This window comes from Trichodesmium erythraeum IMS101, from assembly GCF_000014265.1.
Classification (GTDB): Bacteria; Cyanobacteriota; Cyanobacteriia; order Cyanobacteriales; family Microcoleaceae; genus Trichodesmium; species Trichodesmium erythraeum.
Map to the genome: position 1 here is coordinate 6,504,032 of NC_008312.1, position 25,893 is coordinate 6,529,924.

Here is a 25,893-nt window from a genome sequence, read left to right on the forward strand (position 1 = left end):
ATTTTTAGCATCTTGTACACCATTATCAGTATTTGAGGTATTTCTTATTAAGAATTCAATGTATTCTTGCATCTTTATTTTATTTTTTTTGATTCAATTAATGAAAAATTTACTCATATAAACATTTCTATTATCAATCTAACTCAGTAACATATTGTTAAAATCAATTTTTGATAATTACTATATTGTAATTAGAACCTTTATCCTACCACTAAAAAAAATATCAACCTAATAACATATACAACAAATATTCTTTTTTTTTAGTTTTTTACTTGTTTTCTTATTTTCTTATTTGATTTTTGGTAGTAGTTATTGTTTTATATTTTTTTTTCGTTATTGTATCTGTCTCTGCTCCTTAATCTCCTTTACCTCCCTAAAATTTTTGTTATTTATCAAGATATATTCCATCTAAAAGGTCAGAAAATACTTGCTCCAAGATAAGCATCATTGGTACTCACTACCTCCTACTCCATGAAATTAGCTGTATCTCCTATAATTTACCTAAAATAACTATAAAAAGGTTGTTAAATATTACGGTACTTTTTAATGACCTTGAGGTGGAGATATTCAGGACCATAAAATAGGAGTTATACTATCTACTACTATTCGCTCCATATAAATTATTTTCCGATCCGATACTGTATATTTCTGGATAGTTTAGTATGCGCGATCGCAAGGTAGATAGTAGAAATTAATTTCAAGCCTTTGCAATTACTAAGCTCAAATTTAGTTTCCGGAAATACTAATAAATATAAATATTTATACCAATCTTTTCTTGATCAGTTTCAAGCCAAACTTTTATACAAATTTAATTATTTATAATATATCTATTATCTTAATGCTTCAAGGAACATGATAAAATATCAATTATTTCTTTTTCTTAAAATATTCCAATCTGTTCTCATCAAAAAATCCCAATCTCGTAGTGCCACTCGCGACCATAACCAATTTTGCCGCAGTTGAGGAATATGATATTCTCTGGCAGCTTCATTCATTACCTTTGTCCGATATTGAAGCGCTCTCAACCAGCGTTCTCTCTGCTCATCTCCTTGAGAAGTCAGAGCAGATTTCATCATGACTAATCCAATACCTGCATAAGCATTAAGAGCATGTTTTTGTTCAACTTCTGGAGTAGTAATATCTTCAGTCGACATGTTCTGCAATGTTTCTGGTAAAGTTTCTCCTGATAATTCTAATACTTTGAACCAAGCATCATAAGCTTTTTTCAATTCCCCTTTCGTATAATAAGCAAAACCTATAGCATTTTGATATAGAACATAATCAGGACTTTCAGAAATTGCTTTTTCCCAGAAATATAAAGCTTCATCTACAGAATAATTTCTATTTCCATCTTGGGCTAACTCCCAAACCAATCGACCATATAAAAAATTGATGTCAGGATCAATCTGATTGTTATTCTTAGGTGCATTTCTGACAATATTAAGAGCTTCTTTTGCCTCTAAAAAAGCGCCTCTATTTAGCAGAGATTCAATAGCTTTTTTGCCAACTTTAATATCATTTTTTTTAAACTGTTCAATAGCTAATTGTTTTTCTGCTTCTACAGTATTTGGACTATAATTAATAGGTTTTTCTTTATTATATCGTTCAAGGTTAATTGGGTCGGGAGTCAAAGGTATAGTTTCTGAAAAATTTAATGGTCGATTTTGAAACAACCAAACACCACCTAAAGTTAACAAAACAGCAATTAGGTGTGAGAGTATTCTCCCAGGAACTGAGTTAAAAAAATTGATAATATTTTCATGTTTTTGTGTCATGGTGATATTTTATATAATTAGATGAGTCATTTGAAAAATAAACTTTCAATATATCTAACCATTACTACTTTAATTAGGTAAGCTATTCAAAATTTTTCTTATATTAAACTAGTTTATTAACATCATATTCGGTTGAATACTTATACCAAGCGTGATAGATATTTGCTACTTTGAATACTAAAACTACTACACATCTTCCCTTAACTGTAAAAATGGAACCAATTCAATATACAAAGAGAAAAATACTTTGAATTCAATCAGCTTCAAACAGCCGAACAAACTCAAAATATAATTCGCCTTATGTATACCTTAGTAAATGTAATGGTAATCTTCTAGGGAAAAGGAAATAATTACTGAATAATTTAAGTCTCATATCAACAAGTATAGCATTATTTTTTTACCCTTGGCATTACAATTTGGAGAAAGGAAAAGAAAACGTTTTTTTATATATAGATAATATCAAATCTGGTAGTATTTAGCACCAAAAAGTATATAATTTCAGGAAAAGTATTAAATGCCCTACTATACTAAAATTTACCTCAGATAAACCCGGTTTCTTATAATACTTCAAAGCCAACTAATTTGATATTACAGTAGATTCCAAGTATGTGAAGTACAAATATTAACATTAAAACCTCACCAGTGCAGGATTTTCTTCCCTATTAGTCCGCCGAGTGTGAAATGAAATTTTCATTAGTTTATAAATTATAACAACCACCAGGGCGCTTAGTATATTTTCACCCCCATGCTGCGAATTTAACTGAACTACTTCAGACTTCAGCTATAAACTGTCACTGGCTCTAACATTACTATTACTAAGCCAGCTCTTCTGGTTTTTTATTATGTTCAAATTGTTGCCTTTCTCGAAGTTTCAATAGTAAATCCCAATCTTGACGTGCTTTAGGAGACCACAACCAATTTTTTTGTAGTTGTAGGACATGAAACTCTTGGCCAGCTTCTCTCATAACTTTACTAGCATATTTAAAAGCTTTATCAGGAATTTTTTGTAAATTTTGAGCATATTTAAGGGTAACTAATCCTAGACCTGCATAAGCATTTAGAACTTCTCTATTCTTGACAGATAAATTTCCCATGTAGTTATGAGAAACAGGGCTAACATTTTTTATTTCTGGGGCAATTTCTCCAGATAAATGCAACACTTTTAACCAAGCTGCATAGGCTTTTTCTATATCTCCTTTAGTGTAATAAGCAAAGCCTAAAGCATTTTGATATTGAAGATTTTCTTGGCTCTGGGCAGCAGCTTTTTCCCAATAATTTATAGCTTCATCTATCAGATTATGTTGATTTCTATCTTGGAATAATTCCCAAGCTAATCGACCTTTAAGAAAATTAATTTCTCGATCTTCACTAAGCTTTTCTGGCACAACAGCTATAACTTCTGCTGCTTGAGATAATTCTCCTTCTTCTAATAATGTTTCTACTACCATTTTACCAGCTCGAAGCTCATTTTGATTAAACTGTTGAATTGCCATGTTCTGTACTTCTGGGGTAGTATTAATTGTCTGATTAACAAGTCTAACTCTGTTGTATTTATATTTGATAGCTGGAGCAGGTGCTTTAGGTAATTCAGCACTCATTATTGATTGACGATTATTGAAAACAATGTAGTTAATTCCCAAAAATAATATTATTCCTGAAATTGCATATCCTAATGTTAATAATGTAAATCTTGTTTGCCAAAGAAACTTATGAGACTTATTTTTAGTCTTTGATGTCGTGAATATTAAATGAGTTGATTCTTCACTACTTTGTGTAGGTGTTATTAAATCTTCTTGTTTTTCATAGTCTTGATTATTTATTTGCCTTCCTATTTCTTTTTCTGGCAATATATCTTCTTTTTCTGGCAATATATCTTCAAGTGTCATAACTTGATATTTACTGTCTTGAAACTGGAAATTTAAATTATCATTTTTAGCCATAGTAGGATCCTCATCCAGGTTCCCTAAATCAATATCTGGTTGTACGGGATTTAAATTTTCTGATAAATTCGGAGTTTCAATTTTTTCATCAATAGACGTCAGGATATCCTCTTGTATTTCATTTTGAGAATCGCTTTGTTTTTCAATTAGATATCCACCAAAATCTTGATGTAGATAAACAACAGGCAATGCCCAGTAAAGTTGATGTGAACCATAGGCAGAAATCAAACCTTGTCTTGCCCGATTTAAACTTAAGTCTATCGGATAACCCTGATTGAGATTACGATAAAACAAACGTGTTAGGATAAGAGAAACTTCATCTGGAATACGTTCTGCCATTGCTAGCACCCCAGGAATTCCCCGTTTGACCATCGCTTCTGCTAAGTTGAGCTCTATTCCCTCATCAGTAGGTTCAATAAGATGGTTATACGCACCTCGACATGAGTTGAAGATCGCCATCTGAATGCCATTGTTAACTAGCAAACCTGACAGATCCTTACCACTCAGACTTTCTGCTAAACCTGTTATATTACTCACTAAAGATATTTCACCACCCGAAATACCCCAGTTGCTATGACCTGCATAGTGGAAAACTTGATATTTACCTTGTTCTAATGCTTGGGTAAGTTGTTCTCGCCCTGGTTGCCGGAGAATGTCTAGGTAAATCTGAGTTGCCCCACTATTTTTTTGCAGTTCTTCTTGTAATACCTTATATTCTTTTTCCAGTTCTAGACTATCCTTATCACTGGGAACCGCGATCGCCATTAAAATTTTTAATGGTTCTTCAGGTGTTAATATCCGGTTAAGTTTCCGTAAGCAGGTATTAGGTTGATATCGGGAGAAGACAATGTCAGTACCAGTCGCCAGGGGGCGATCGCCTACATGGAGTACCTCCCAAGGCAAACTAGATAGATATCTGTCTTTAGTACCTAAACGTAACTGTAAAACCTCACCTCGATTGTGAGCGATTCCTTGGGCACAATTCCAACTATCTCTCAGGCTATCTTTGAATAGTTCTTGATACATTTCTTGGCCTAATGCTACTAAACTTGGACTTACTACTTCCCCAGACCTGGACATAATCTGATTAGGGATCACTACCTGAGAGTTGGACTTTTCTTCTAGAAGATCAGTTAATGGATCACGAAATAGTTGACGGGCTTGAGTTAGCCATTTTTCTACAGGCCATTGGACTATTTCTTCTGCCACTGGGCCTCCAACAGGGACTTTTTCTGTCCGGACAAAATATTCGTCTTCTCCCAAGGGAGTAATTGAAACATGAAATTCTTGAGTCACTTGTTTTCTATCCTTTTACTCAAATTATTTCGTCAAAACTCCCGATCTTCGCTTTTAACCGTGAATAAATGGGAAATATTTGACGCGCTTTGGTTTTGGTACTAGTCGGTAGAACCTTCAAGCATTGGTGGTTATAATTTCCCAGGACTATTTGCGCAATGAGTTTTAGGATTATTACTTCTACTAACTTGACTGTTGGGATGACTACAGACTTGTTTGTTAGATGAGATAATTTTAATTTTGTTGCCTCTTCATCTATATTAATATCTAGGTTTCTGAGGCTTTACAGCAGATTCGAATATAGTGAGAGAATCTTGTTGGTTAACAACTGTGCCTTACACCCTGACCAAACCCGCTGTATCTTTAGATTTCCTATACAGCTACCTGTTAAATAATTCAGGAGTGCTTTTTGAATAATTTAACTATTCAGCACTAAAATATAGAGTTCCTAAACTAAGCATAAAACTTAAATTTGGCCAAATGTAATATGCTTTTTAGTTAATAGTTAGGCATTTTGTTATGGGACATGAAACGCGCTAGGGATCTGGAACATTATCACCATTTAATAAAAATAATAGCCACGTATCAGGAGTACCTTTAGTTTCATCCCCAACATCTAAAATAGTAGATATTCGGCAGTAAGTAGCAATAGTAATTATTAATCAGGTATAGCTGATACCATTCCTGCTTTGATGCACTTAATCAGGACTTACGCAAAGGATATAATTGTAGTATAAATATCTGAATAAATTACAAAAAATACACTATATATAGCTATATTCTGTAAGTCCTGTTAATATAAAATAATCAGTATAATAGGGCCGATACACAAAATTCTTAATCCCATTGTTATAGTTCAATGGTATCACTAGATGAAAGATTAATGTATTTTTATCTTCAATGATATTATATATAAAAAGTTTATTTGTTGTCTGCAATATTTACTAAAATTTTTTTCTGGTTACCATAACCGTATTTTTTAAAAGTTATTAAATCACCTTTTTTCCATTGAGAGAATACTGACTTATCAGTTAATTTTTTTAATCGTGTAAGCTAAACCATTATTTTGTTATATCATTGAAAGCTATAAAGCTTCTTTATAAAACAAATACAGCTATTGACATAAGTATAAAAATCTAATGTTGACTTCCTACTGACCCTGAAGCGTCGGCAGTTACTCATCCACAAGCATTAAAGAAAAATAGAGTCAATAAACTGCCCTTTCAAGGTTTGGGAAAATAAACATTCGATTCATTTTCAATCCTGATGCTGAGGGCTGCTAGGTACTACTAACTAATAACAGGACTTTAGTGAAAAAAATGGTAAAAAAAGGTATAAAATATATACATAGCAAGTCTTTGATATTGATTAGTATAGCTACGAAAGTATAATAAAATTAACAATTCCAGTGGCCATGCCATGGCGTCTAGTTTCTATAAATAGTGCGATCGCACTATTTAATGTATTTAAGACAAAATCTCAAAAAACTGGTTTGACAAACTATATAGGAGAATTGTTAAGAAAAAGCTTCCAGAAAATCTATCTTAGATATCAAACATTACATTCGGTCTGTCATACAAAAAACTACAGCATTTTTTAGTTCAAGCCAACTGTTCAGTAGAGACTGTCAATGAATGTCATTTCCCAGTGATGTGGGAGTATCATCAAACAAAACCTTCTCAAGTTTATTTATGAATTATAGACAATGTCACAATCTAAAGATCAATAAAAACTGTCAACTTTATGTTTGGATAAAATTGGCGACGAGGGAAATTTAACCCTTCAAGCAGTAGAATTGTTTATACATTCTACCCTATTTAACTTTACAATTACTGATTGTAAGCCGGAAAATTACAAAGTAAAAGTCTAGTTCATTCCTTCTATGGAGTAATTTTGTCTTGGCTGCAAGGCATAAAATACCAATTTTCATCGTCGCAACTTGCATCCATTTATCACTTTGATATCTTACATTGTTATTTGCCTGACCGAATGCTTCCAAAACCCATAAGGAGCAACAATAGTATCCACTCTCTCATTTTAAATTTTTACGTCCTACCCCACGAACTTCTCCCTTGTCTGGAGTCTCTCGGCTGAGGTGGAGTTATCTTGGAGGGGTAAAGCTGCTACATAAATCTAATGACTCCATAAATGCTTTCGGAACCGTTGAATTATATATTTTCCGATACGGAGATGGGCAAAGACAATATAAAGAGCAAAAGTATGTAGACCGTTTCCTTAGCTATCATTTTCCAAATCTGAATCAGAACATCATTCGCTGGAAAAGTCAATATCTCAACCAAGTCATGCCCTGAAAACTTCTGTCAGCATATTAGTTTGGCTCACCTATCCATTGAACAACCACAATTTTTCTCTTCCAACCATTGTTCTCCTAACTGTTTGAGAGCTATTATTACTGGTTGTATTTGTAGACCTTTCTCCGTCAGAGAATATTCAACATGGGGTGGCACTTCTGGATATGCCCGCCTTGCTAACAAACCATGCTTTTCAAACTCTCTCAGTCTTAACATCAGAGTTTTTGAGCTAATTCCTTGTAAAGCTTCTAATAATTCATGAGTTCGGCGATCGCCACTTAACAACTCTCGCAAAATCAACACTGACCACTTGCACCCTAATATTCCTAATGCGAACTGAATCGGACAACTGTTACTTAAACACGGTACATCTGTCATTTTCACATCTAATTTTAAAGTTTCATTTTATTGTAACTCTTAAAAATTAATTTTTCTTTAAAAAGAGCTTTTTCTACTGAAAAAACACAATTTTTTACTTTCTGTAACTATAGCTAATATCATATCCGGATAATTAGTACTCAAAAAGCATATAATATGATTTATAGTAAGGTTTGAGCTCTTAATGCCTATGGGGAGCAAGTGCAGCAGCTATATCGTCAACTTCATACAACCAAACCCATTGAAAAGAGCAAAAGACCAAAAATTAAGATCTCAAGCCTGCCCTTTTAAGGTTTGGGAAAAAATAAATTTAAATATTTGAAGCTTTTAGCTTCTACCGATAACTAATAACTAAAATGACTGAAATTTTCAAAGCAACTACTCAATGTAATTTAATTGATCATGTTCCCGTTGGCTTATGCCTACTGCGAGAAGATTTTGTTGTTCTATATTGGAATCGTTGTCTAGAAAATTGGACAAAAATTTTTAGGGATGACATCATAGGTAAAAATCTTTTAGACTTTTTCCCTCATCTCAAACAACCCAAATATATAAGTCGTTTCCAGCAAGTTTTTTTCGGGGGATTTCCTGCTATTTTTTCTCCTCAGTTGCACCCTTCTCTAATTCATTGTTTCCTACCGCATAAACAAAAAGCGATTCAAAAAACTATCGTTAATGCTATTCCTATTGAGGATACCAATAATTATTATGCTTTAATATGTATTCAGGATATTACTGATTTTGATTTAACAGATCGTATCCAAAGTTATCAAGAAAAACTGAAACAACGCCAATCAATACAAAGAGAACTAGAACGTTCTAATGCTGAATTAGAAAATTTTGCTTACCTTGCTTCCCATGATTTGCAAGAACCCTTACGAATGGTTACGACTTTTACTCAAATGTTAGGCCAACGTTACAAAGATCAATTAGATGAAGATGCCAATCAAATTATTGATTTTGCCGTAGATGGAGCTATCCGAATGCAGTCCCTGATTAACGATTTACTGTTATACTCAAGGGTTGGTAGACAATCCCAATTCTTTGAGCAAACTGACTGTGAAGAAGTTTTAGATACAGCATTAAGTAATCTTCAGTTGTTGATAGAAGAAACTAATACCCATATTTACCGAGACCCCTTACCTACTATTATGGCGGATAAGTCCCAATTAATTCAACTATTTCAAAATATCCTCAATAATGCGATTAAGTATCGCAGGGAAGAACCACCAAAAATTGAAATAGGTGTTCGTTCAGAGGATTACTATTGTCTATTTTCGATTAAGGATAATGGTATTGGTATTTCTAAACAATATTTTGAGCGAATTTTTATGATTTTTCAACGGCTACATACTAGGCAAGAATACCCAGGAACAGGCATTGGATTAGCAATATGTCAAAAAATAACTCAACGTCATCAAGGAAAAATTTGGTTAGAATCAGAATTAGGAAAAGGTTCAACATTCTATTTTACTATTCCTCAATATGTGACAGAATAAATATATTTTTTAGCCTATGTTATAAATATAACACCTGATTTTGCAGCAAAAATAATGAATATAAAAAATAACGAAATTAATATTCTTTTAGCAGAAGATAATCCAGGAGATGTTTTTATTATTAAAAAAGCTCTCCATCAAAATAGTTTGCCTTGTAAATTAACTCAAGTATCAGATGGAGAAGAAATTATGAAGTTTCTCTATCAAGAAGAAAAGTATATTAATTCTACTCGACCTCACATAATTCTACTAGATTTGAATCTACCTAAAAAACATGGCTTTGATGTCTTGAAAGAAATTAAACAAGATCAAGCATTAAAGTTTATTCCTATCATTGTATTAACTTCTTCTAAATCAGAAAAAGATATTATTAAGAGTTACTCTCTTCATGCTAGTTGTTATCTGACTAAACCAGTTGATTTGCCAGAATTTATGGCAGTAATGCAATCTTTAAAAGAGTTTTGGTTTAAATTTGTACAACTTCCTTGAACCTCTAAATATTTTTTTATACTAAATCCGGTTTACTTGTTTTATTTATAAAAGCAGATAAAAGCTTAATAGAGAACAGAATAAAATAGTTTTGTTCCATAAAGGGAGAAATTACTGTATAAATATTCAATGATTGGTATAAAAAGCTGAACTAAATAATGGTCTGTCAGTAAAACTCCCTCGTCTCAGCCCAAGTCTTCCTTCTTGATAAGTAATTGTTCTTATGGATGAGCCTATCGACATCAAAGGGTAAATATAATATTTTGCCTATCTGAAGAAGTGATAGAAAAGTTGCTCAAACTTAAAAAAAAACACAGGGTGTCAGGGAAAATCTAACAACTATATTGACGTAGTTATTCTTATCTTTTGATTGTTCAGAGAGCTTTGTTAAGTTTGCTGAGACGATAAACAAAAGCTTTTTGAGAATCTATATTTTTTTGATTGAAATAAATAGATTTATAGCTATTTTAATTAAGATTGAGACAAAAATTGAGTCAAATTACAAAAGTTAACTAGAAACTATTTTCAACAATGCCTTACAGTTTAGATTTCAGACAAAAAATAGTAAATTTTGTGGAAAATGTTGGTGAAATTACGGAATATATTGATATCTTTCATCACGCAGAATTAACTAATGTCAAATACTGTCAATAATATGAGATTATCAAGCAGTATAAAAAAAGATATAAAAGAAAATCTAGAAGCTAAATTAGCAAACAAAGCTAAAAAAATAGAGTACATTCTATTCCAATACTTTCTGCCTTTTTTATGCCTTGAAAAAAATAAAAATAACTAGCAAAAATAACTTTATAAAGAAATATATAAGAGAGAATAAAGTATAATCAAAAATAATAAAAGTTAATCAAAAAATATGGAAGTAAAAGCCTTGTATTTTACATATAATTAGACTCAAAAGATTTTCAAACTATTATACTCTGGTTCCAAAAACCGAACCTACACCTAATCTAAATCTTCAATGACACTGAGTAAACCATCAAAAGAACCTACTTTAAAGAACAAAATAATATCCCCTGTAATTTGTAAATCTTCAATATCAAATTTTGCCTGAGCTAAAAGGACAGAATTATTGGGTTCCTCCATTGGTAATAGCTGTGCAATATCTTCCTCAGCATAACAAGGAACATCATAGTAAATTTGTTTATATAACTTATTTCCTAAAGACCCCATCACACCATTAATGACAATATTCCCTACTTCAGTTAATGTCCCAATTTGGACAATATCCAAATCCGCATTTTCTAGGTTTTTTCCAGTGAGGACAGCAACTAGATTAGCTGCACTTTCTCTGGGAAAAACCAACTTTGCCGAACCAGCAAAATACCCCTTAAAATCTAATTGTATCGAAGATAATTTATCGTAACCTAAACGTTGCCTCAATACCTCTTGTACTTCAACCTTTGCTAATAACTTTAAGAAAGGTACTTGTAGATTAATTTGAGATTCTATCATTTCGTTTAGCATTTTCGCCCCTTGGCCAATACCGATATTAATTAACTCAGTTAAAATATCTAGTTGCTTGTCTGTCAGATTTACCACTTTATTTTCCACTGCTTTGAGTGCTTCAGAAATTGCTTTTATAATTTCAAGAGGTTTTGGGGGTTTTTGTAAGATCATAAATGCTCCTAACTCTTCACATTGAGTTCGGGTAGTATCTTGAATATCTGCTGATAATACAATAACAGGAATTTTAGAGCCTTTCTTTTGAAGTTCTTTTAGTACCCCAAAACCATCAAGCTCTGGCATTAACAAATCTAGAAGAATACAATCAGGAGAATTAGTGGCAACCATTTCCAAGCATTCTTGACCATTACTAGCTTCTATAATTTTATGGTCATCTTCTTTGATAGCTTTTTTGACCATCCGACGGGCAAATGCCGTATCATCTGTAATTAAAATTAAGGCCATAAATTTTGATTCACCACTTATTACTAAGCTTGGATTATACCTCATCGTGTTCTTCAGAATTAATGTAGTGGATTTATACACCTGATCAAGTTTAAGTTGGGTCAAACGATAGTAAAACCTAACAATAGTAAGTATTTTTTTTGATTGACAGATAAAAATTAGCTTATTATTTTTGTATTCAAATCATTCAGGAGAAATAATTATGCGGGTTTCAAACTATTACTATATTTAAATATCTTGCTTTTGCCTTTATTTGAGTATATTTTTTAATGGTTATTAGTCAGATAAAACTTAGCCTTGAATTAAATTATAATCAATAAAAAATTATGCTACTATTTACTAATATTAGATAATAATAACAGCTTATAAAACAAAAATATTAATTATATTTACTCAAGCTTATAGTTTAATTAATTGACTAAAATCTTACCTAGTTTTAATCACAAAACAAACTATTATACAAGGATTAAAATTTATTCTTTTTACTATATTTTTGTCAAAAAAATGATGTTATCTTAACTAAAAAATCGGAAAAATAAAGTAGATAAGTCTATAATTACTATCTATTTTGACTTAATATAGAAGTTTTAATAAAAATCATGACTGTTGGCATAGCTATTGTAAAATGACACTTTATTAATTTTTTTTTCGCATATTTCATTATTTATATTATGTAGATTATTCAATTGATGTAATTGTTAAAGTAGTTAATGATCATGAACAAATATTTGAACCAATAATTAAATTATTGGATAAATTTTTTTTACTATGAAGACCTTAAATATTAGAGAAAATACTATAAATCCAACATTATTTTCACTATTTATATTATCAATATTATAAATATATCAAGATACATAATAATATTTTTTACGAATTTTTTTGGAAAAAGTAAATGGTTAAAATTTATCATTTTGTTAACTATTTATTGGCTAATTTTTTAGCAAATTTTACTTTATACAGATCAATATTTTTCAAAATTGGGGATAGGAAATTAGATAAAATAACAACAATTAGTATATAATGCAGATATCAATTTAACCGAGAGGTTTTAAAGTAATAATTTAAGATGTTAGTCATCTTAAATTGCTGATATTTTAATGCCATATTTTAGATAAAATTGTTTAAATAAAACATATTTTTAAAGGTATTGTAAGAATAATTATTTATTTATTTAATTTTGGAGGCATAATTACTATTAGCTGTATAAGTATTTTAATCTAATTTTTCAAGTTTTTTCCTATATATTTGATACAGCAATTTTTTTATGTAGTTTATGCTCACAATTAGTACAATAAATTTTATATATAATTATAATTAATTGTAAAAATTAAGTTCACCGCCATTTTAACCATACTGAATTCAATTTTTAATCAAAGCACCCAAACTATGTCATAAATTGATTTTAATAATTTAGTATTTCTTGCTATACTTTAAATATTCAAGCTTTTAACTACAATAAAATCTTACTGTTTAACTAATTGATGAGGATATTCTCATGGGAAAGCTTCTATTTGTTTGACAATATTTTGTGTATATCTTTATTCTAAAATTCACTAAAATATGAATCAAACAAAAAAATATCTTAAAAAACTTGTAAAAACTCAGGAGGAAAATAGTTTATATGCTGGCTGTTTTCCTTTCACCGTTAAATCAAGGATTATAACGGAAGTCGCCAACAGCTATGGATGAAAATGGAAATAGATGAAGATATTCAAGCTTTCCTAATTGACAGCTATGAAACTATTAATAAGCTAGAGAGTGATTTGGTAGCACTAGAAAAACACTCGATAAATCCTGAGTTGATCCAATGTATTTATCGTTCGCTTCATACTTTAAAAGGAAACAGTGGATTTCTCGGTTTAGATACCCTTCAATCTTTAGCTCATGCAGGGGAAAATTTATTGGCCTGTTTGCAAGATGGTAGAATTATTATCACTCCTGAGATTATGAATGTTTTACTTCAGGCCATTGATGGGATTAAACAAATTCTCTACTGTCTTGAAACAACGGGAAAACAAGGAGATTATAACTATAACTCCCTCTTAAAGAATTTGGCAAGTATCACCTCATCAGAACAGACTGAAAAAGCCCAAACAGAGGTTTCTTTAGACTATGAAGATTCTTGGCCTCAGTTGGAAAAAGTAGACAATTCTTCTCAAAATTTGAGCACCACTGATGCTCAACAGACAGCCTTTGTTGAGGAACAAGCACTCCCTGAAAAAACCGAGCAATTATTGAATACTTCAGAGATTTCTTCAACGCTTCCTTTATCAGGAAATCTCTCGGAAGATATACTAACTACTAATTTAACTGCAAGTATCTCAGGTAATTACATTCGAGTAGATGTACAACTGTTGAATCAATTGATGAATTTGGTGGGGGAGTTGGTCTTATGTCGTAACCAAGTCTTGGTATTTAATAATAGACAGACTGATAGTGTTTTTGGTGATACTTCCCAACGTTTAGACTTAATAACAACAGAATTACAAGAAGGGTTAATGAAAACTCTGTTGCAACCAATTCGTAAAATTTGGAATAAATTTCCTAGAGTAGTGCGGGATTTATCTTTGTCCTTAGGCAAAGAAATAAATTTAGAAATGGAAGGAGAAGAAACGGAGCTAGATAAAACCTTAATTGAAGCTATTTCAGATCCCCTCACCCATTTAGTGCGTAATTGTGTGGATCATGGTATTGAACACCCAGATATTAGAATTAGTAAAGGTAAACCACCTATCGGTAGACTTTGGTTAAGAGCTTTCCATGAAAGTGGTTATGTCAATATAGAGATAGGGGATGATGGGAGAGGAATTGATATAAAAAGGATTAAAGCTAAAGCTCTTCAGCGTCATATTATTACTCATGAGCAAGCATCCTCTTTAACTGAAAATGAGGCATATAATCTGATTTTTATTCCAGGATTTTCTACTGCTCCAAAAATCACTAATATCTCAGGACGTGGAATAGGGATGGATGTAGTCCGAAATAACATCGAAAAAATTAGTGGTACTATTAATATTTCCAGCCAACTAGGTCAGGGAACTACTTTTAAATTAAAAATTCCCCTGACTTTAGCTATTATCCCTACCTTAATTGTTACTACTAATGGCGATCGTTATGCAATCCCCCAAGTTAGTTTATTAGAATTAGTACGTCTGGAAGGGAAAGATGCTAAAAAAAAGGTAGAAATGGTTCATGGTGCCCCTATTTATCGATTGCGGGGTAATCTTCTGCCTCTTGTATATTTAGATAATGTACTACAATTGGAAGCAAATAAGTCCCACCGTTATCCTTTGGCCACTCCCTGGTTAGAGGGTGTAAGTCTCAAGGGACAAAGTGATAACCTTGATATTCTCAATATTGTTGTTGTGCAAGCCGCGCATCAGTCTTTTGGTTTAGTGGTTGACGCTATTAATGATACTCAAGAAATTGTAGTTAAACCTCTAGGAAGACAGCTCAAAAAGATTTCTTGTTTTGCTGGAGCAACAATTATGGGAGATGGAAAGGTAGCATTGATTTTAGATATTCAGGGACTAGCTCAAACTGTTCATCTTGTTTCAGAAGAAAAAGATTCCTTGATAATAGCGCTAGAAAGTGAACCTCAACAAGCTTTTGATGAGTTGGAGATGTTATTGTTATTTTCTGGACCTGCTCACCGACGGATGGCTATTGCTAGGTCTAAGGTTGCTCGTTTGGAGGAATTTCCCATTAGTTCTGTAGAGCATGTTGGTAATCAAAAGGTGATTCAATATCGTGAAAAAATCTTACCTTTGATTTATTTATCAGAGTTTTTTGCTACAAATCAATTATCTTCTCAAAGCCAAAATGTTCCTCAATTATTAACTATTCAAGTGGTTGTAGTAGTGATAGATGAGGATAATTTAGTAGGATTTGTGGTGGAGCAAATTATGGATATTGTGGAACAAGAAATTAAGATTAAATATGCTGCTATTGAAAAAGGAATTGATTATGCGGCAGTTATTCAGGAGAGGGTGACAGAAATTTTGAATGTGGAGGAAATAGTTAAGGTGGCTAATTTAAAGTTTGATAGAAATTTTAAAGAGCAATTGTCAGACAAACAACTGGCAACATGAAAGGTGAAACTTCTCTGGAAAATACAGCAATTCTTAGAAAAGGAAAAAGCACTAGCAAAAACCAATAAACATAAGTTTTTGCTGGTTTTCCGACCTCAGCTAAACCTACAGTATTATTAAGTATTAAGTTTAGAGAGTTGAAGCTAAACTACAAACAAAGACTTTTTTATAACTAATTATCTAAACATAAGATTTGCTTATAAAAAATGGAAAATCTAATTCAAAAACCGACTCAAGAAAATAAATTTTGTACTTTTTACCTGGACAAACTATTCTTGGGAATAGAGGTAGAAAAAGTGCAAGAAATTATTCGTTATCAAAAGATAACTCATGTTCCTTTATCCTCACCAGAAGTGGCTGGATTAATTAATCTTCGGAGTCAAATTGTGATTGCGATTGATTTGCGAAGGAGATTGAATTTAACTGATAATAAAATGGAAAAATTACCTCTTAATGTAGTAATATCTTCTGAAGATGAAACAGTTAGTTTATTAGTGGATGAAGTTGGGGATGTTATTGATGTATCTCAAGAGAGTTTTGAAAAGCCACCGGAAACATTGAGAGGAAAAGTACGGAGATTAATTCGAGGCGCTTATAAGCTAGAAAAACAACTTTTACTAATTCTTGATGTGGAAAAAGTAATTAATATAAATGTTATTTAGACTCTATAGCAATCCCATATTGGTCGCAACAGATATAATAGTAAGAATAACAGATCTAAGAAAAAGACAAAAAATGAATATTATAGATAAACTAAATGATTTTATTAATCAAACAAAAGAGTCTAAAGAAATTAAAAGGGCCTTGGCCGTAAAAATGACCTTGTCAGGAAAATCCTACCATGAAGTCAAAGAATTATTAAATGTTTCTCACAGTTTTATTAGTGAATGGAAAAACCAAGCATTATTTCATGGTGTAGAAAGTTTAAGGCTTCAGTATCAAGGGAGACAAGGTTACTTAAAAACGGTCGAAAAAGAGAAAACAATTGAGTGGTTGAGAGCACAAGATTATCTTAGGTTATCAGATTTAAAAAACTACTTACAGGAGCAATATGATGTGGTTTTTGAGTCTAATCAAAGTTACTATAACTTGTTTAAAGAAGCGGGCATAAGTTGGAAAAAAACTCAAAAAAAGAATCCTGCTAAAAATGATGAATTAGTAGAAGTTAAAAGAAAAGAAATACAGGAATTTTTAGCTAAATGGCAACCAGAAATAGAAACTGGAAAGCTTACAGTGTTTATGATTGATGAATGTCATCTTCTATGGGGAGACATATTAGGTTATGCTTGGGGAAAAACAGATGAAAGAATAGAAATTGCAATTAAAAATGAAAAAGAAAGACAGACTTATTATGGAGCTTTAGACTATAAAACCAAGGAATTTCTTGTGCAAGAATATGAGAGTGGAAATACTAAAAATACTATTGAATTTATTAAATATTTGCAGAAGCAAAGACCGGGCAACAAATTGGCAATATTTTGGGATGGGGCAACTTACCATAACTCTCAAGAATTTCGAGAATATTTAATGACAATTAATCAATACTTATCAGAAGAAGAATTGTTGATAAATTGTACAAGATTTGCTCCCAATGCTCCGGAGCAAAATCCTGTTGAAGATATTTGGTTACAAACCAAAAATTTCAGTATTACTTTTTATCATCTTTGCAGTTCTTTTAAAGTAGTTAAGTGGCTATTTAAGTTTTTTGCGGATGGTCAAATATTCAATTTCCCAAAACTTTTTCAGTATGAAATTTTGCCGCAACCTACTTAGGATTGCTATATTTGCTTTCCTGATTTTTAAGTAGTTAGAATCAGGGCAATCAATGTTTGCTAGCAATCAATATGCTATTTATCATACCAGATCCAGAAAAAGTGTTTATTATTACTAATTGTTAGGACGCGATATTATATAAAGTATTTAATTTTACCTGATTATTGTAATAGATAATTTTTTAACAACGGTATTACTTTTAATATTTTACTAAAGAATAAGTGTTTATACCAAATCCATCAAGTGTGAGAGGGTATTTTTTCAACTTACAGCTTCTAACCCTAAACGTGGAAACGGATTAGTTATAAATGTTCCATAGAACGTTTGTACAAAAAATATTAAAATTAACACAATTTGAGAGCGTTAATAATGCAAAAAGTTTATTACCTTCGTATTAATTACTTTTACTTAAATTTATAAAGTTTGACAAAAAGTTAGTATTAATAAATGCTAATTAATATAAAAGCTTTTGTCAAGGGGTGAATACTTAAAGTAGTTTGCCAAATATTGAGTTTAACAGGAGGCCTATATCAAGGGTTATACAGAAGAATTAGAAGTATGATTTAACTTAAAATAAGTATTTTTATGAAGAGCTATAGCAATAATTTATCCTAATTGATTCGGAGATAAAAAATGTTATATAATAGTAAGTATATATTGAAACTCAAAGTACCTATTGAGGAGTTTCAATATTATGCTCCTGAATGGCGATCGCTGGATTTTTTAGCTTTTTTTAGGATATAAAAAAGCTTTAATTCACTTTGATATCCTACTTTCTGTTAAAACAAAGCAGAATGAATAGGATCAACTTTAATTAAGTTTTTTCTATAGTAAACCTGATTTGCTTTAATAAGAATATAATCTAGTTATTCAGCTATTTTATAAAGTTTAGTTTTTTTGTGGGGATATATCTATCTCACAGTCAACCTACTAGTTTTTTTACTTCCTAGTTTTGAAATTTGGAGGTTAAAGAGGGTTACCTTTTCTCTTCTCTTTTGGAGAACTAAAAAAGTTGATAGAAGCGAAGGGATTTGATTGTTCAGAAAATGAAACTTTTCTATAGCTTAAATGATTCAATAATTGCTATAATAGAAGAGCTAAAGCTGTATCATAACCATTTTCTTTATTCATTATTTGGAGCTTGAGTAACAAATAGTTTTGATAGTTCAAACAATAATGGTTTCTCTCAGCATAATTTAATAACTCATAGTAGGGAGAATTATTATTATTCCCAATAATATGGACACGACCAAATGGATTTTTTCTCTCTAGTTTTTTGATCATGAAATTTACTCAATACGATAATTGATGCTTATATTTAGTGCTAATAATTTTTTATATAAAACTTAAATAACAATCATAATATAATTATATTCAGTTGATTGATAAATAAACAAAGTTACCTTTTAAGGGTGAGGCTTCAGGCTTATTTTTTCACAGAATACCCTATTTCAGTGTGTGATCTAGATCTTAATATCTTTAACCTTTTAGCCATTAAGTTAATAAGTAATTCCTAGAACTTCTAGGCTTAGAGTTTGCACCAGAAAATTCAAGTGATGATTAAGTTATTATGCCTAAATTCCGTATCCTGATTGTTGATGATTCGGTAATTGTTCGCCGAATTATCAATAATATCCTATCTGAGTCAGATTGGATAGAAGTAGTGGGTGTAGCCCCAAGTGGCCAAATTGCTTTAGCAAAGATTCCTCAAGTTAACCCTGATCTGATCATACTTGATGTGGAAATGCCAGAAATAGATGGTTTAGAAACTTTAAAAAGAATTCGACAAACCTACAAGCAACTTCCAGTGATTATGTTTAGTGCTATTACTCAACGTGGGGCAATAGCAACATTGGATGCCCTGACTTTAGGAGCTAATGACTATATTACTAAACCTGCTAATATGGGCAGCAAAGAGAAAGCCATTGAATACATCAGAAAACAGTTGATTCCTAAAATTCAAGTTTTCTGTCACCGTAAAGTTAGTTTAACAAAACATTGCTTGGCCCCATCTATGACTTCTTTTCAGAGAAAGACTTCTACTCAGCTGTTGACCTTGAAATTAGAAATTGTCGCTATTGGAGTTTCTACAGGAGGACCTCAGGCTTTATATCAGCTTTTACATAAGTTTCCCGCCAGCTTTCGGGTTCCTATTGTTATTGTTCAACATATGCCTCCTGTTTTTACTACTCGGTTAGCTGAAAGGTTGTCTTCTCAATGTAAGATTCCTGTGCATGAAGCAAAAGACAGAGATGTGATTAAATCTGGAGAAGCTTGGATTGCACCAGGGAATTATCATATTATTTTAGTGAGGGAAGGTAAACAAGTTCGTATTCAGACCATACAAACCCCTCCTGAAAACTCCTGTCGTCCAGCGGTGGATGTTTTATTTCGTTCAGTAGCTAAACTTTATCAAGGTGCTGTACTTGGGGTTGTATTAACAGGCATGGGCCAAGATGGACTCCATGGTTGTACTTCTATTCGTGAAATGGGAGGACAAGTTTTAGTCCAAGATCAAGCTAGTAGTGTGATCTGGGGAATGCCAGGAATGGTTGCTAATGCGGGACTTGCTGATCAGATTTTACCTTTAAATAAATTAGCTGAAGAGATTATCCGTAGGATTGGTTGATTAGAGAGTTGGGAGTCGAGATTTGGGGATAAATTGATTGATATTTCATCAATTTACTTCTGGGGAAAAAATATTTTATATTTGATTAATTAAGTAGTTATTAATACTTAATTTTATTACTAAAAGAGATGCTCCCAATTTATGTCTATTAATTCTATTGATTTTAAATATATTCGTCAACTTCTTGACCAAAAAACATCGGTTATTTTACCGTATGATAAGGTTTATTTTGTTGAGTCTCGTTTGGCTCCTATAGCTAGTTCAGAAAACCTTAATTCTGTCAGTCAATTAATTACTAAGCTGCGGAACAATCCTTTGAATGATTTACATAAACGGGTAATTGAAGCTTTGATGACTACTGAAACATCTTTTTTTCGGGATAATTATCCTTTTGAAGCTCTGCAAAAATTTATCTTGCCAGAATTAATAAGTAAACAAAAAATGAAAAGTTCTCTTAGTATTTGGTCTTCTGCTTGTTCTAGTGGTCAAGAGCCTTACAGTATAGCAATTTTATTACAGGAATATTTTCCCGTAATTAACAATTGGAATGTTTCAATTATTGCTTCTGATATTTCTGAGCAAATGCTAGAATTGGCAAGGATTGGACGTTATAATCAGCATCAAGTTGAGAGAGGATTATCAGTTTATTTCCAGAATAAATATTTTCAGCGGCAGGGAAAGGAATGGCAAATTATTCCAGAAATTTGTCGTAAGGTAGTATTTAGGCAATTAAATTTATGTAAAAAATGGAATAATTTACCAAAAATGGATTTAATTTTTTTACGAAATGTATTAATTTATTTTAATATTGAGACTAAGCGAAATATTCTTTTTAAAGTTCGACAGTTATTAAAGCGTGATGGTTATTTATTTCTGGGAGGGGGAGAAACAACGATTAATATTGATGATAATTTTGAATTAGTTAGGTTTAATAGAGCTATTTGTTATCGGTTGCGTAAGAAATAGAATCTGCTTAATAAGTCTGTAATACCAAGAATGGAAAAATAATGTTATTAGTCATACTAAATCTGGATATGAAAGTATGCTTATTCCATAGCAAAATCTCTAATTTAGCAACAGCTATAACTTTAAATAATACTCTCTTAAAGTTTGCGGATTTGGTATAATAAGGTTGATAAAAATACTTGCTCAGGACTAAGGATAATGTAGAATTTGAGTCTTGTGGTCGAGATAGATTTGGAGAAGACATCAATTGAGAAATTAAGTAGTTAAAGCTATAGGATGCATGCAGTGTGTCGTTTAAGGATAATTCAAAAAATCTATTAGGCTTGTGGGATGGAACCTGTGGAACTTTTTTACAAGATTTGCTTATTATATAGGAAAAAGTCTTGATCAAGTTAAGGAATTATTATTAAAATATCTGACTGACCAATTGAAATATCCTTCAATTAAGATGAAGCAAATTTTAACTTGAATAAGTGATCATTATCCAACCTATACCCAGGTTAAGTTTATAAATTTTGAAGATTTTTTAGGTAAGACAGGGTAAGAATGGCGGTTGACTTTGTCAATATAGATTTAGATAACAGAGTTACTCTCTTTCAGCTAATAACATTCATTAAGCAACAATAAGATATGTGACGATTGCAGTTAATAATGGATCAGCATAATTATTACTTTCTCACCCAGATAACATATTCCCAGACTCTTCAATGACATACTTAACAAGGACTTGAGCACCGTGACGGTCATTTAGTTACCTAGATTACGTAGGTAGGACAAAAAAGCTTAACTATATTAAATTTTGTAAAATAACTCCCAACTTATCTAGAAAGTTAACTTGAGAATAAATTTATATTTTATTACATGGACAAATTTTAACGCCTAACTACTTAGTTTTATAATAAAATAGTTAACTAACCTAAAAAAAGCCCCCAATCTTAATCTACGGAATATAAGATTCTGACTTCTGATTCTTAAAAAATACCCTAGCTATTTGTAGCAATTTGTAGCAAAAATTTATCTTAATCACACTTGGTATAACATTCTTTCTTCAAAATGTTATAAAAGCAATAATCGAATTTAGAGATATTCAATGGAAACTCCCTAAATTAGATAGGGTTTAATTAATTTAACTTGATATTAGGGATTTTTTTCCATCTATTTTTAAGACTCAAATTACAGTTTCTAAAATTTAAACTGATTTACTAATTCATGTAAGTCTCCTGCCGTTTTGGATAACTCAGTTGCAGATTTTTGGGTTTTGGCTGCTCCATTACTGGTACTTTGGGCTGTTTTTGCCACGCTGGTAATATTAAGGGCAATTCCCGATGACCTTTCTGCTGCTTGGTTAACATTACGGGCAATTTCATTGGTAGTGGCGGTTTGCTCTTCTACCGCCGAGGCGATCGTACCTTGGATGTCATTAATTTGACTAATAATAGTAGTAATTTGACCGATAGCTTCTACTGCTCCTCTAGTATCCCCTTGAATAGCTTCAATTTTTTGACTAATATCTTCAGTTGCACTAGCGGTTTGTTTTGCTAATTCTTTAACTTCATTGGCAACTACCGCAAAACCTTTCCCTGCTTCTCCCGCTCTTGCTGCTTCAATAGTGGCATTAAGAGCAAGAAGGTTGGTTTGTTGAGCAATAGAAGTAATAACTTTAATCACATTACCAATTTCTGCACTACTAACTCCTAACTTACCAATAGTTTCATTAGTCGTTTCAGCAGTTTTTACAGCAGTTGTGGCAACTTGAGCAGCATTAGTAGCATTTTTAGCAATTTCTTGGATGCTAGTAGTCATTTCTTCTACACCAGTAGCAACTGACTGAACATTAGCGCTCACTTGTGCAGCGTTACTAGAAACTGACTCTGCTTGAGTCGAGGTTTCTTGAGATGCTTGACTCATAGTTTGACTTTCCGCCATCATCTCCTCAGATGACTTGGCCACAGCGATCGCTGCTTTCGCAATTTTTTTTACTTGTTCAGTTAGGTTAGCTGCCATACCATTCACATTATCAGTCAACTCTTTCCATGTTCCAGCCACTCCTTCCACCTTCGCTTGGCCTCCCAATGTTCCTTCGGTCCCTACTTCTTTAGCCACCCTACTGACTTCAGATGAAAACCCATTGAGTTGGTCTACCATTTTATTCAAAGTAGTCTTCAGTTCCAATATCTCCCCTTGAGCATCAACAGTAATTTTCTGAGTTAAGTCCCCCTGAGCAACTGCTGTAGCCACCTCAGCAATATTTCTCACCTGTAAAGTGAGGTTAGCTGCCATACCATTCACATTATCAGTCAACTCTTTCCATATTCCAGCCACTCCTTCCACCTTCGCTTGGCCTCCCAATGTTCCTTCGGTCCCTACTTCTTTAGCCACCCTAGTTACTTCAGATGAAAACCCATTGAGTTGGTCTACCATTTTATTCAAAGTAGTCTTCAGTTCCAATATCTCCCCTTGAACATCAACAGTAATTTTCTGAGTTAAGTCCCCCTGAGCAACTGCTGTAGCTACCTCAGCAATATTTCTCACCTGTAAAGTGAGGTTAGCTGCCATACCATTCACATTATCAGTCAACTCTTTCCATGTTCCAGCCACTCCTTCCACCTTCGCTTGGCCTCCCAATATTCCTTCGGTTCCTACTTCTTTAGCCACCCTACTGACTTCAGATGAAAACCCATTGAGTTGGTCTACCATTTTATTCAAAGTAGTCTTCAGTTCCAATATCTCCCCTTGAACATCAACAGTAATTTTCTGAGTTAAGTCCCCCTGAGCAACTGCTGTAGCTACCTCAGCAATATTTCTCACCTGTAAAGTGAGGTTAGCTGCCATACCATTCACATTATCAGTCAACTCTTTCCATGTTCCAGCCACTCCTTCCACCTTCGCTTGGCCTCCCAATATTCCTTCGGTTCCTACTTCTTTAGCCACCCTACTGACTTCAGATGAAAACCCATTGAGTTGGTCTACCATTTTATTCAAAGTAGTCTTCAGTTCCAATATCTCCCCTTGAACATCAACAGTAATTTTCTGAGTTAAGTCCCCCTGAGCAACTGCTGTAGCTACCTCAGCAATATTTCTCACCTGTAAAGTGAGGTTAGCTGCCATACCATTCACATTATCAGTCAACTCTTTCCATATTCCAGCCACTCCTTCCACCTTCGCTTGGCCTCCCAATATTCCTTCGGTTCCTACTTCTTTGGCCACCCTACTGACTTCAGATGAAAACCCATTGAGTTGGTCTACCATTTTATTCAAAGTAGTCTTCAGTTCCAATATCTCCCCTTGAACATCAACAGTAATTTTCTGAGTTAAGTCCCCCTGAGCAACTGCTGTAGCCACCTCAGCAATATTTCTCACCTGTAAAGTGAGGTTAGCTGCCATACCATTCACATTATCAGTCAACTCTTTCCATATTCCAGCCACTCCTTCCACCTTCGCTTGGCCTCCCAATATTCCTTCGGTTCCTACTTCTTTGGCCACCCTACTGACTTCAGATGAAAACCCATTGAGTTGGTCTACCATTTTATTCAAAGTAGTCTTCAGTTCCAATATCTCCCCTTGAACATCAACAGTAATTTTCTGAGTTAAGTCCCCCTGAGCAACTGCTGTAGCCACCTCAGCAATATTTCTCACCTGTAAAGTGAGGTTAGCTGCCATACCATTCACATTATCAGTCAACTCTTTCCATATTCCAGCCACTCCTTCCACCTTCGCTTGGCCTCCCAATATTCCTTCGGTTCCTACTTCTTTGGCCACCCTACTGACTTCAGATGAAAACCCATTGAGTTGGTCTACCATTTGATTCAAAGTAGTCTTAAGTTCCAATATCTCCCCTTGAGCATCAACAGTAATTTTCTGAGTTAAGTCTCCCTGAGCAACTGCTGTAGCTACCTCAGCAATATTTCTCACCTGTAAAGTGAGGTGATCTGCCATACCATTCACATTATCAGTCAACTCTTTCCAAACACCAGATAACCCTTCTACCTTGGCCTGGACTCCTAATTTACCTTCTGTACCCACTTCCTGAGCAACCCGCGTTACTTCTGAGGAAAAACTATTAAGTTTGTCCACTATTTGATTAACAATGCTCCCAATACGGTAGAATTCTTCATTTAAGGGTTTTCCTTCGAATTGAAAGTTAATTTTTTTTGACAAATCTCCATTCGCCACTGCTTCTAAAACCAGAGAAACTTCCCTACTAGGTTTGGTCCAATTATTAATTAGTTCATTGAGGCTATCAATACTTGATTTCCATGAGCCTTTAACTTCTGTGAAACTTTTTCTAGTGGTTAATTCTCCTTCTTGCCAAACTTCACGACTAATGCGCCCAATTTCTTCTGCAAAGTTTTGATTAATTGCTATCATTTGATTAAAAACAATAGCTACTTCTCCTAAGCCATTATTTTCTGGAATACGCACAGTAAAGTCTCCATCTCTAGCAGCTTTCATAGCTACTAATAATGGATTAATATTAGGATTATTATTTATATCAATATCAGTTTTTAGTTGAGACCTTGGAGTTGATAAAATTGTTTCAGATTCAGTTATAGTTTCTGGTTTTTTTTCTACATTTATTTCAGTATCTTCAAAGAATACCTGAAGACCAGAATTTCGTTTTTTAGGAATTGTCATTTTAGCTATTAGTTATTATTTATGAACAAATGCAGCTATTTGCAGTCAGCTTTAAATTATAATTTTGTTGGTACTTATCCCTTTAAAAGAGGATAGCTAAGACCTTATTGATTTTGTCAGAATTTTCTACTTTGACTTTCAACTTATTTAAAATATGATTCATCAAGTATAAGTCTGTTAC

At 32.7% G+C, this 25,893-nt stretch carries 15 protein-coding genes; 9 read left to right on the forward strand and 6 right to left on the reverse strand.

What is annotated here, in order from left to right; translation table 11 throughout:
* Nucleotides 1–863: 863 nt before the first annotated feature.
* Both TERY_RS20285 and TERY_RS20290 read right to left on the reverse strand, forming a co-directional pair.
* Nucleotides 864–1,775, reverse strand: a complete 912-nt coding sequence (locus tag TERY_RS20285; protein ID WP_011613549.1) for a heterocyst differentiation protein — start codon at nucleotides 1,773–1,775, stop codon at nucleotides 864–866.
* Nucleotides 1,776–2,590: 815 nt separating this feature from the next.
* Nucleotides 2,591–5,011, reverse strand: coding sequence for a CHAT domain-containing protein (locus tag TERY_RS20290; protein WP_011613550.1), 2,421 nt, complete (start codon nucleotides 5,009–5,011; stop codon nucleotides 2,591–2,593).
* A 1,414-nt stretch (nucleotides 5,012–6,425) separates the two neighbouring features.
* Here TERY_RS20290 and TERY_RS37520 point away from each other — a divergent pair.
* Nucleotides 6,426–6,611, forward strand: coding sequence for a hypothetical protein (locus tag TERY_RS37520; protein WP_370495953.1), 186 nt, complete (start codon nucleotides 6,426–6,428; stop codon nucleotides 6,609–6,611).
* A gap of 739 nt (nucleotides 6,612–7,350) precedes the next feature.
* On the opposite strand, the gene TERY_RS20300 is transcribed toward TERY_RS37520, so the two are convergent.
* Nucleotides 7,351–7,701 (reverse strand): winged helix-turn-helix transcriptional regulator, encoded by a 351-nt coding sequence (locus TERY_RS20300; RefSeq protein ID WP_011613551.1) that lies wholly within the window; start codon nucleotides 7,699–7,701, stop codon nucleotides 7,351–7,353.
* Between the two features lie 356 nt (nucleotides 7,702–8,057).
* On the opposite strand from TERY_RS20300, the gene TERY_RS25760 reads away from it, so the two are divergent.
* The 3 genes from TERY_RS25760 (at nucleotide 8,058) to TERY_RS33685 (ending at nucleotide 10,343) form a co-directional block, all read left to right on the forward strand.
* Nucleotides 8,058–9,200 carry an ATP-binding protein gene (locus TERY_RS25760; RefSeq protein WP_011613552.1) on the forward strand — a complete coding sequence of 381 codons (1,143 nt, stop codon included), beginning with the start codon at nucleotides 8,058–8,060 and terminating at the stop codon, nucleotides 9,198–9,200.
* A 54-nt stretch (nucleotides 9,201–9,254) separates the two neighbouring features.
* Nucleotides 9,255–9,689 carry a response regulator gene (locus tag TERY_RS20310; protein WP_011613553.1) on the forward strand — a complete coding sequence of 145 codons (435 nt, stop codon included), beginning with the start codon at nucleotides 9,255–9,257 and terminating at the stop codon, nucleotides 9,687–9,689.
* A 531-nt stretch (nucleotides 9,690–10,220) separates the two neighbouring features.
* Nucleotides 10,221–10,343 carry an IS630 transposase-related protein gene (locus TERY_RS33685; protein WP_155994522.1) on the forward strand — a complete coding sequence of 41 codons (123 nt, stop codon included), beginning with the start codon at nucleotides 10,221–10,223 and terminating at the stop codon, nucleotides 10,341–10,343.
* Between the two features lie 306 nt (nucleotides 10,344–10,649).
* Here TERY_RS33685 and TERY_RS37525 read toward each other — a convergent pair whose 3' ends face one another.
* Nucleotides 10,650–11,615: a response regulator gene (locus TERY_RS37525; RefSeq protein WP_011613554.1), complete on the reverse strand. Its 966-nt coding sequence runs from the start codon at nucleotides 11,613–11,615 to the stop codon at nucleotides 10,650–10,652.
* Between the two features lie 1,688 nt (nucleotides 11,616–13,303).
* Here TERY_RS37525 and TERY_RS20320 point away from each other — a divergent pair.
* The 3 genes from TERY_RS20320 to TERY_RS20330 all read left to right on the forward strand — a co-directional run bounded on the left by TERY_RS20320 (nucleotide 13,304) and on the right by TERY_RS20330 (nucleotide 17,482).
* Nucleotides 13,304–15,709: a chemotaxis protein CheW gene (locus tag TERY_RS20320; protein WP_011613555.1), complete on the forward strand. Its 2,406-nt coding sequence runs from the start codon at nucleotides 13,304–13,306 to the stop codon at nucleotides 15,707–15,709.
* Between the two features lie 206 nt (nucleotides 15,710–15,915).
* Nucleotides 15,916–16,371 carry a chemotaxis protein CheW gene (locus TERY_RS20325; RefSeq protein ID WP_011613556.1) on the forward strand — a complete coding sequence of 152 codons (456 nt, stop codon included), beginning with the start codon at nucleotides 15,916–15,918 and terminating at the stop codon, nucleotides 16,369–16,371.
* 73 nt (nucleotides 16,372–16,444) lie between these two features.
* Nucleotides 16,445–17,482, forward strand: coding sequence for an IS630 family transposase (locus TERY_RS20330; RefSeq protein ID WP_011610772.1), 1,038 nt, complete (start codon nucleotides 16,445–16,447; stop codon nucleotides 17,480–17,482).
* Nucleotides 17,483–18,565: 1,083 nt separating this feature from the next.
* Here the strand turns inward: TERY_RS20330 and TERY_RS20335 are convergent.
* Complete coding sequence (locus TERY_RS20335; protein ID WP_044136954.1) at nucleotides 18,566–18,766, reverse strand: hypothetical protein; 201 nt, start codon at nucleotides 18,764–18,766, stop codon at nucleotides 18,566–18,568.
* A gap of 286 nt (nucleotides 18,767–19,052) precedes the next feature.
* On the opposite strand from TERY_RS20335, the gene TERY_RS20340 reads away from it, so the two are divergent.
* Both TERY_RS20340 and TERY_RS20345 read left to right on the forward strand, forming a co-directional pair.
* Nucleotides 19,053–20,111 carry a protein-glutamate methylesterase/protein-glutamine glutaminase gene (locus TERY_RS20340; RefSeq protein WP_011613558.1) on the forward strand — a complete coding sequence of 353 codons (1,059 nt, stop codon included), beginning with the start codon at nucleotides 19,053–19,055 and terminating at the stop codon, nucleotides 20,109–20,111.
* Nucleotides 20,112–20,252: 141 nt separating this feature from the next.
* Nucleotides 20,253–21,077: a CheR family methyltransferase gene (locus TERY_RS20345; protein WP_011613559.1), complete on the forward strand. Its 825-nt coding sequence runs from the start codon at nucleotides 20,253–20,255 to the stop codon at nucleotides 21,075–21,077.
* Between the two features lie 1,182 nt (nucleotides 21,078–22,259).
* Here the strand turns inward: TERY_RS20345 and TERY_RS20350 are convergent.
* Complete coding sequence (locus tag TERY_RS20350) at nucleotides 22,260–25,712, reverse strand: HAMP domain-containing protein (protein ID WP_011613560.1); 3,453 nt, start codon at nucleotides 25,710–25,712, stop codon at nucleotides 22,260–22,262.
* Between the last annotated feature and the right edge of the window lie 181 nt (nucleotides 25,713–25,893).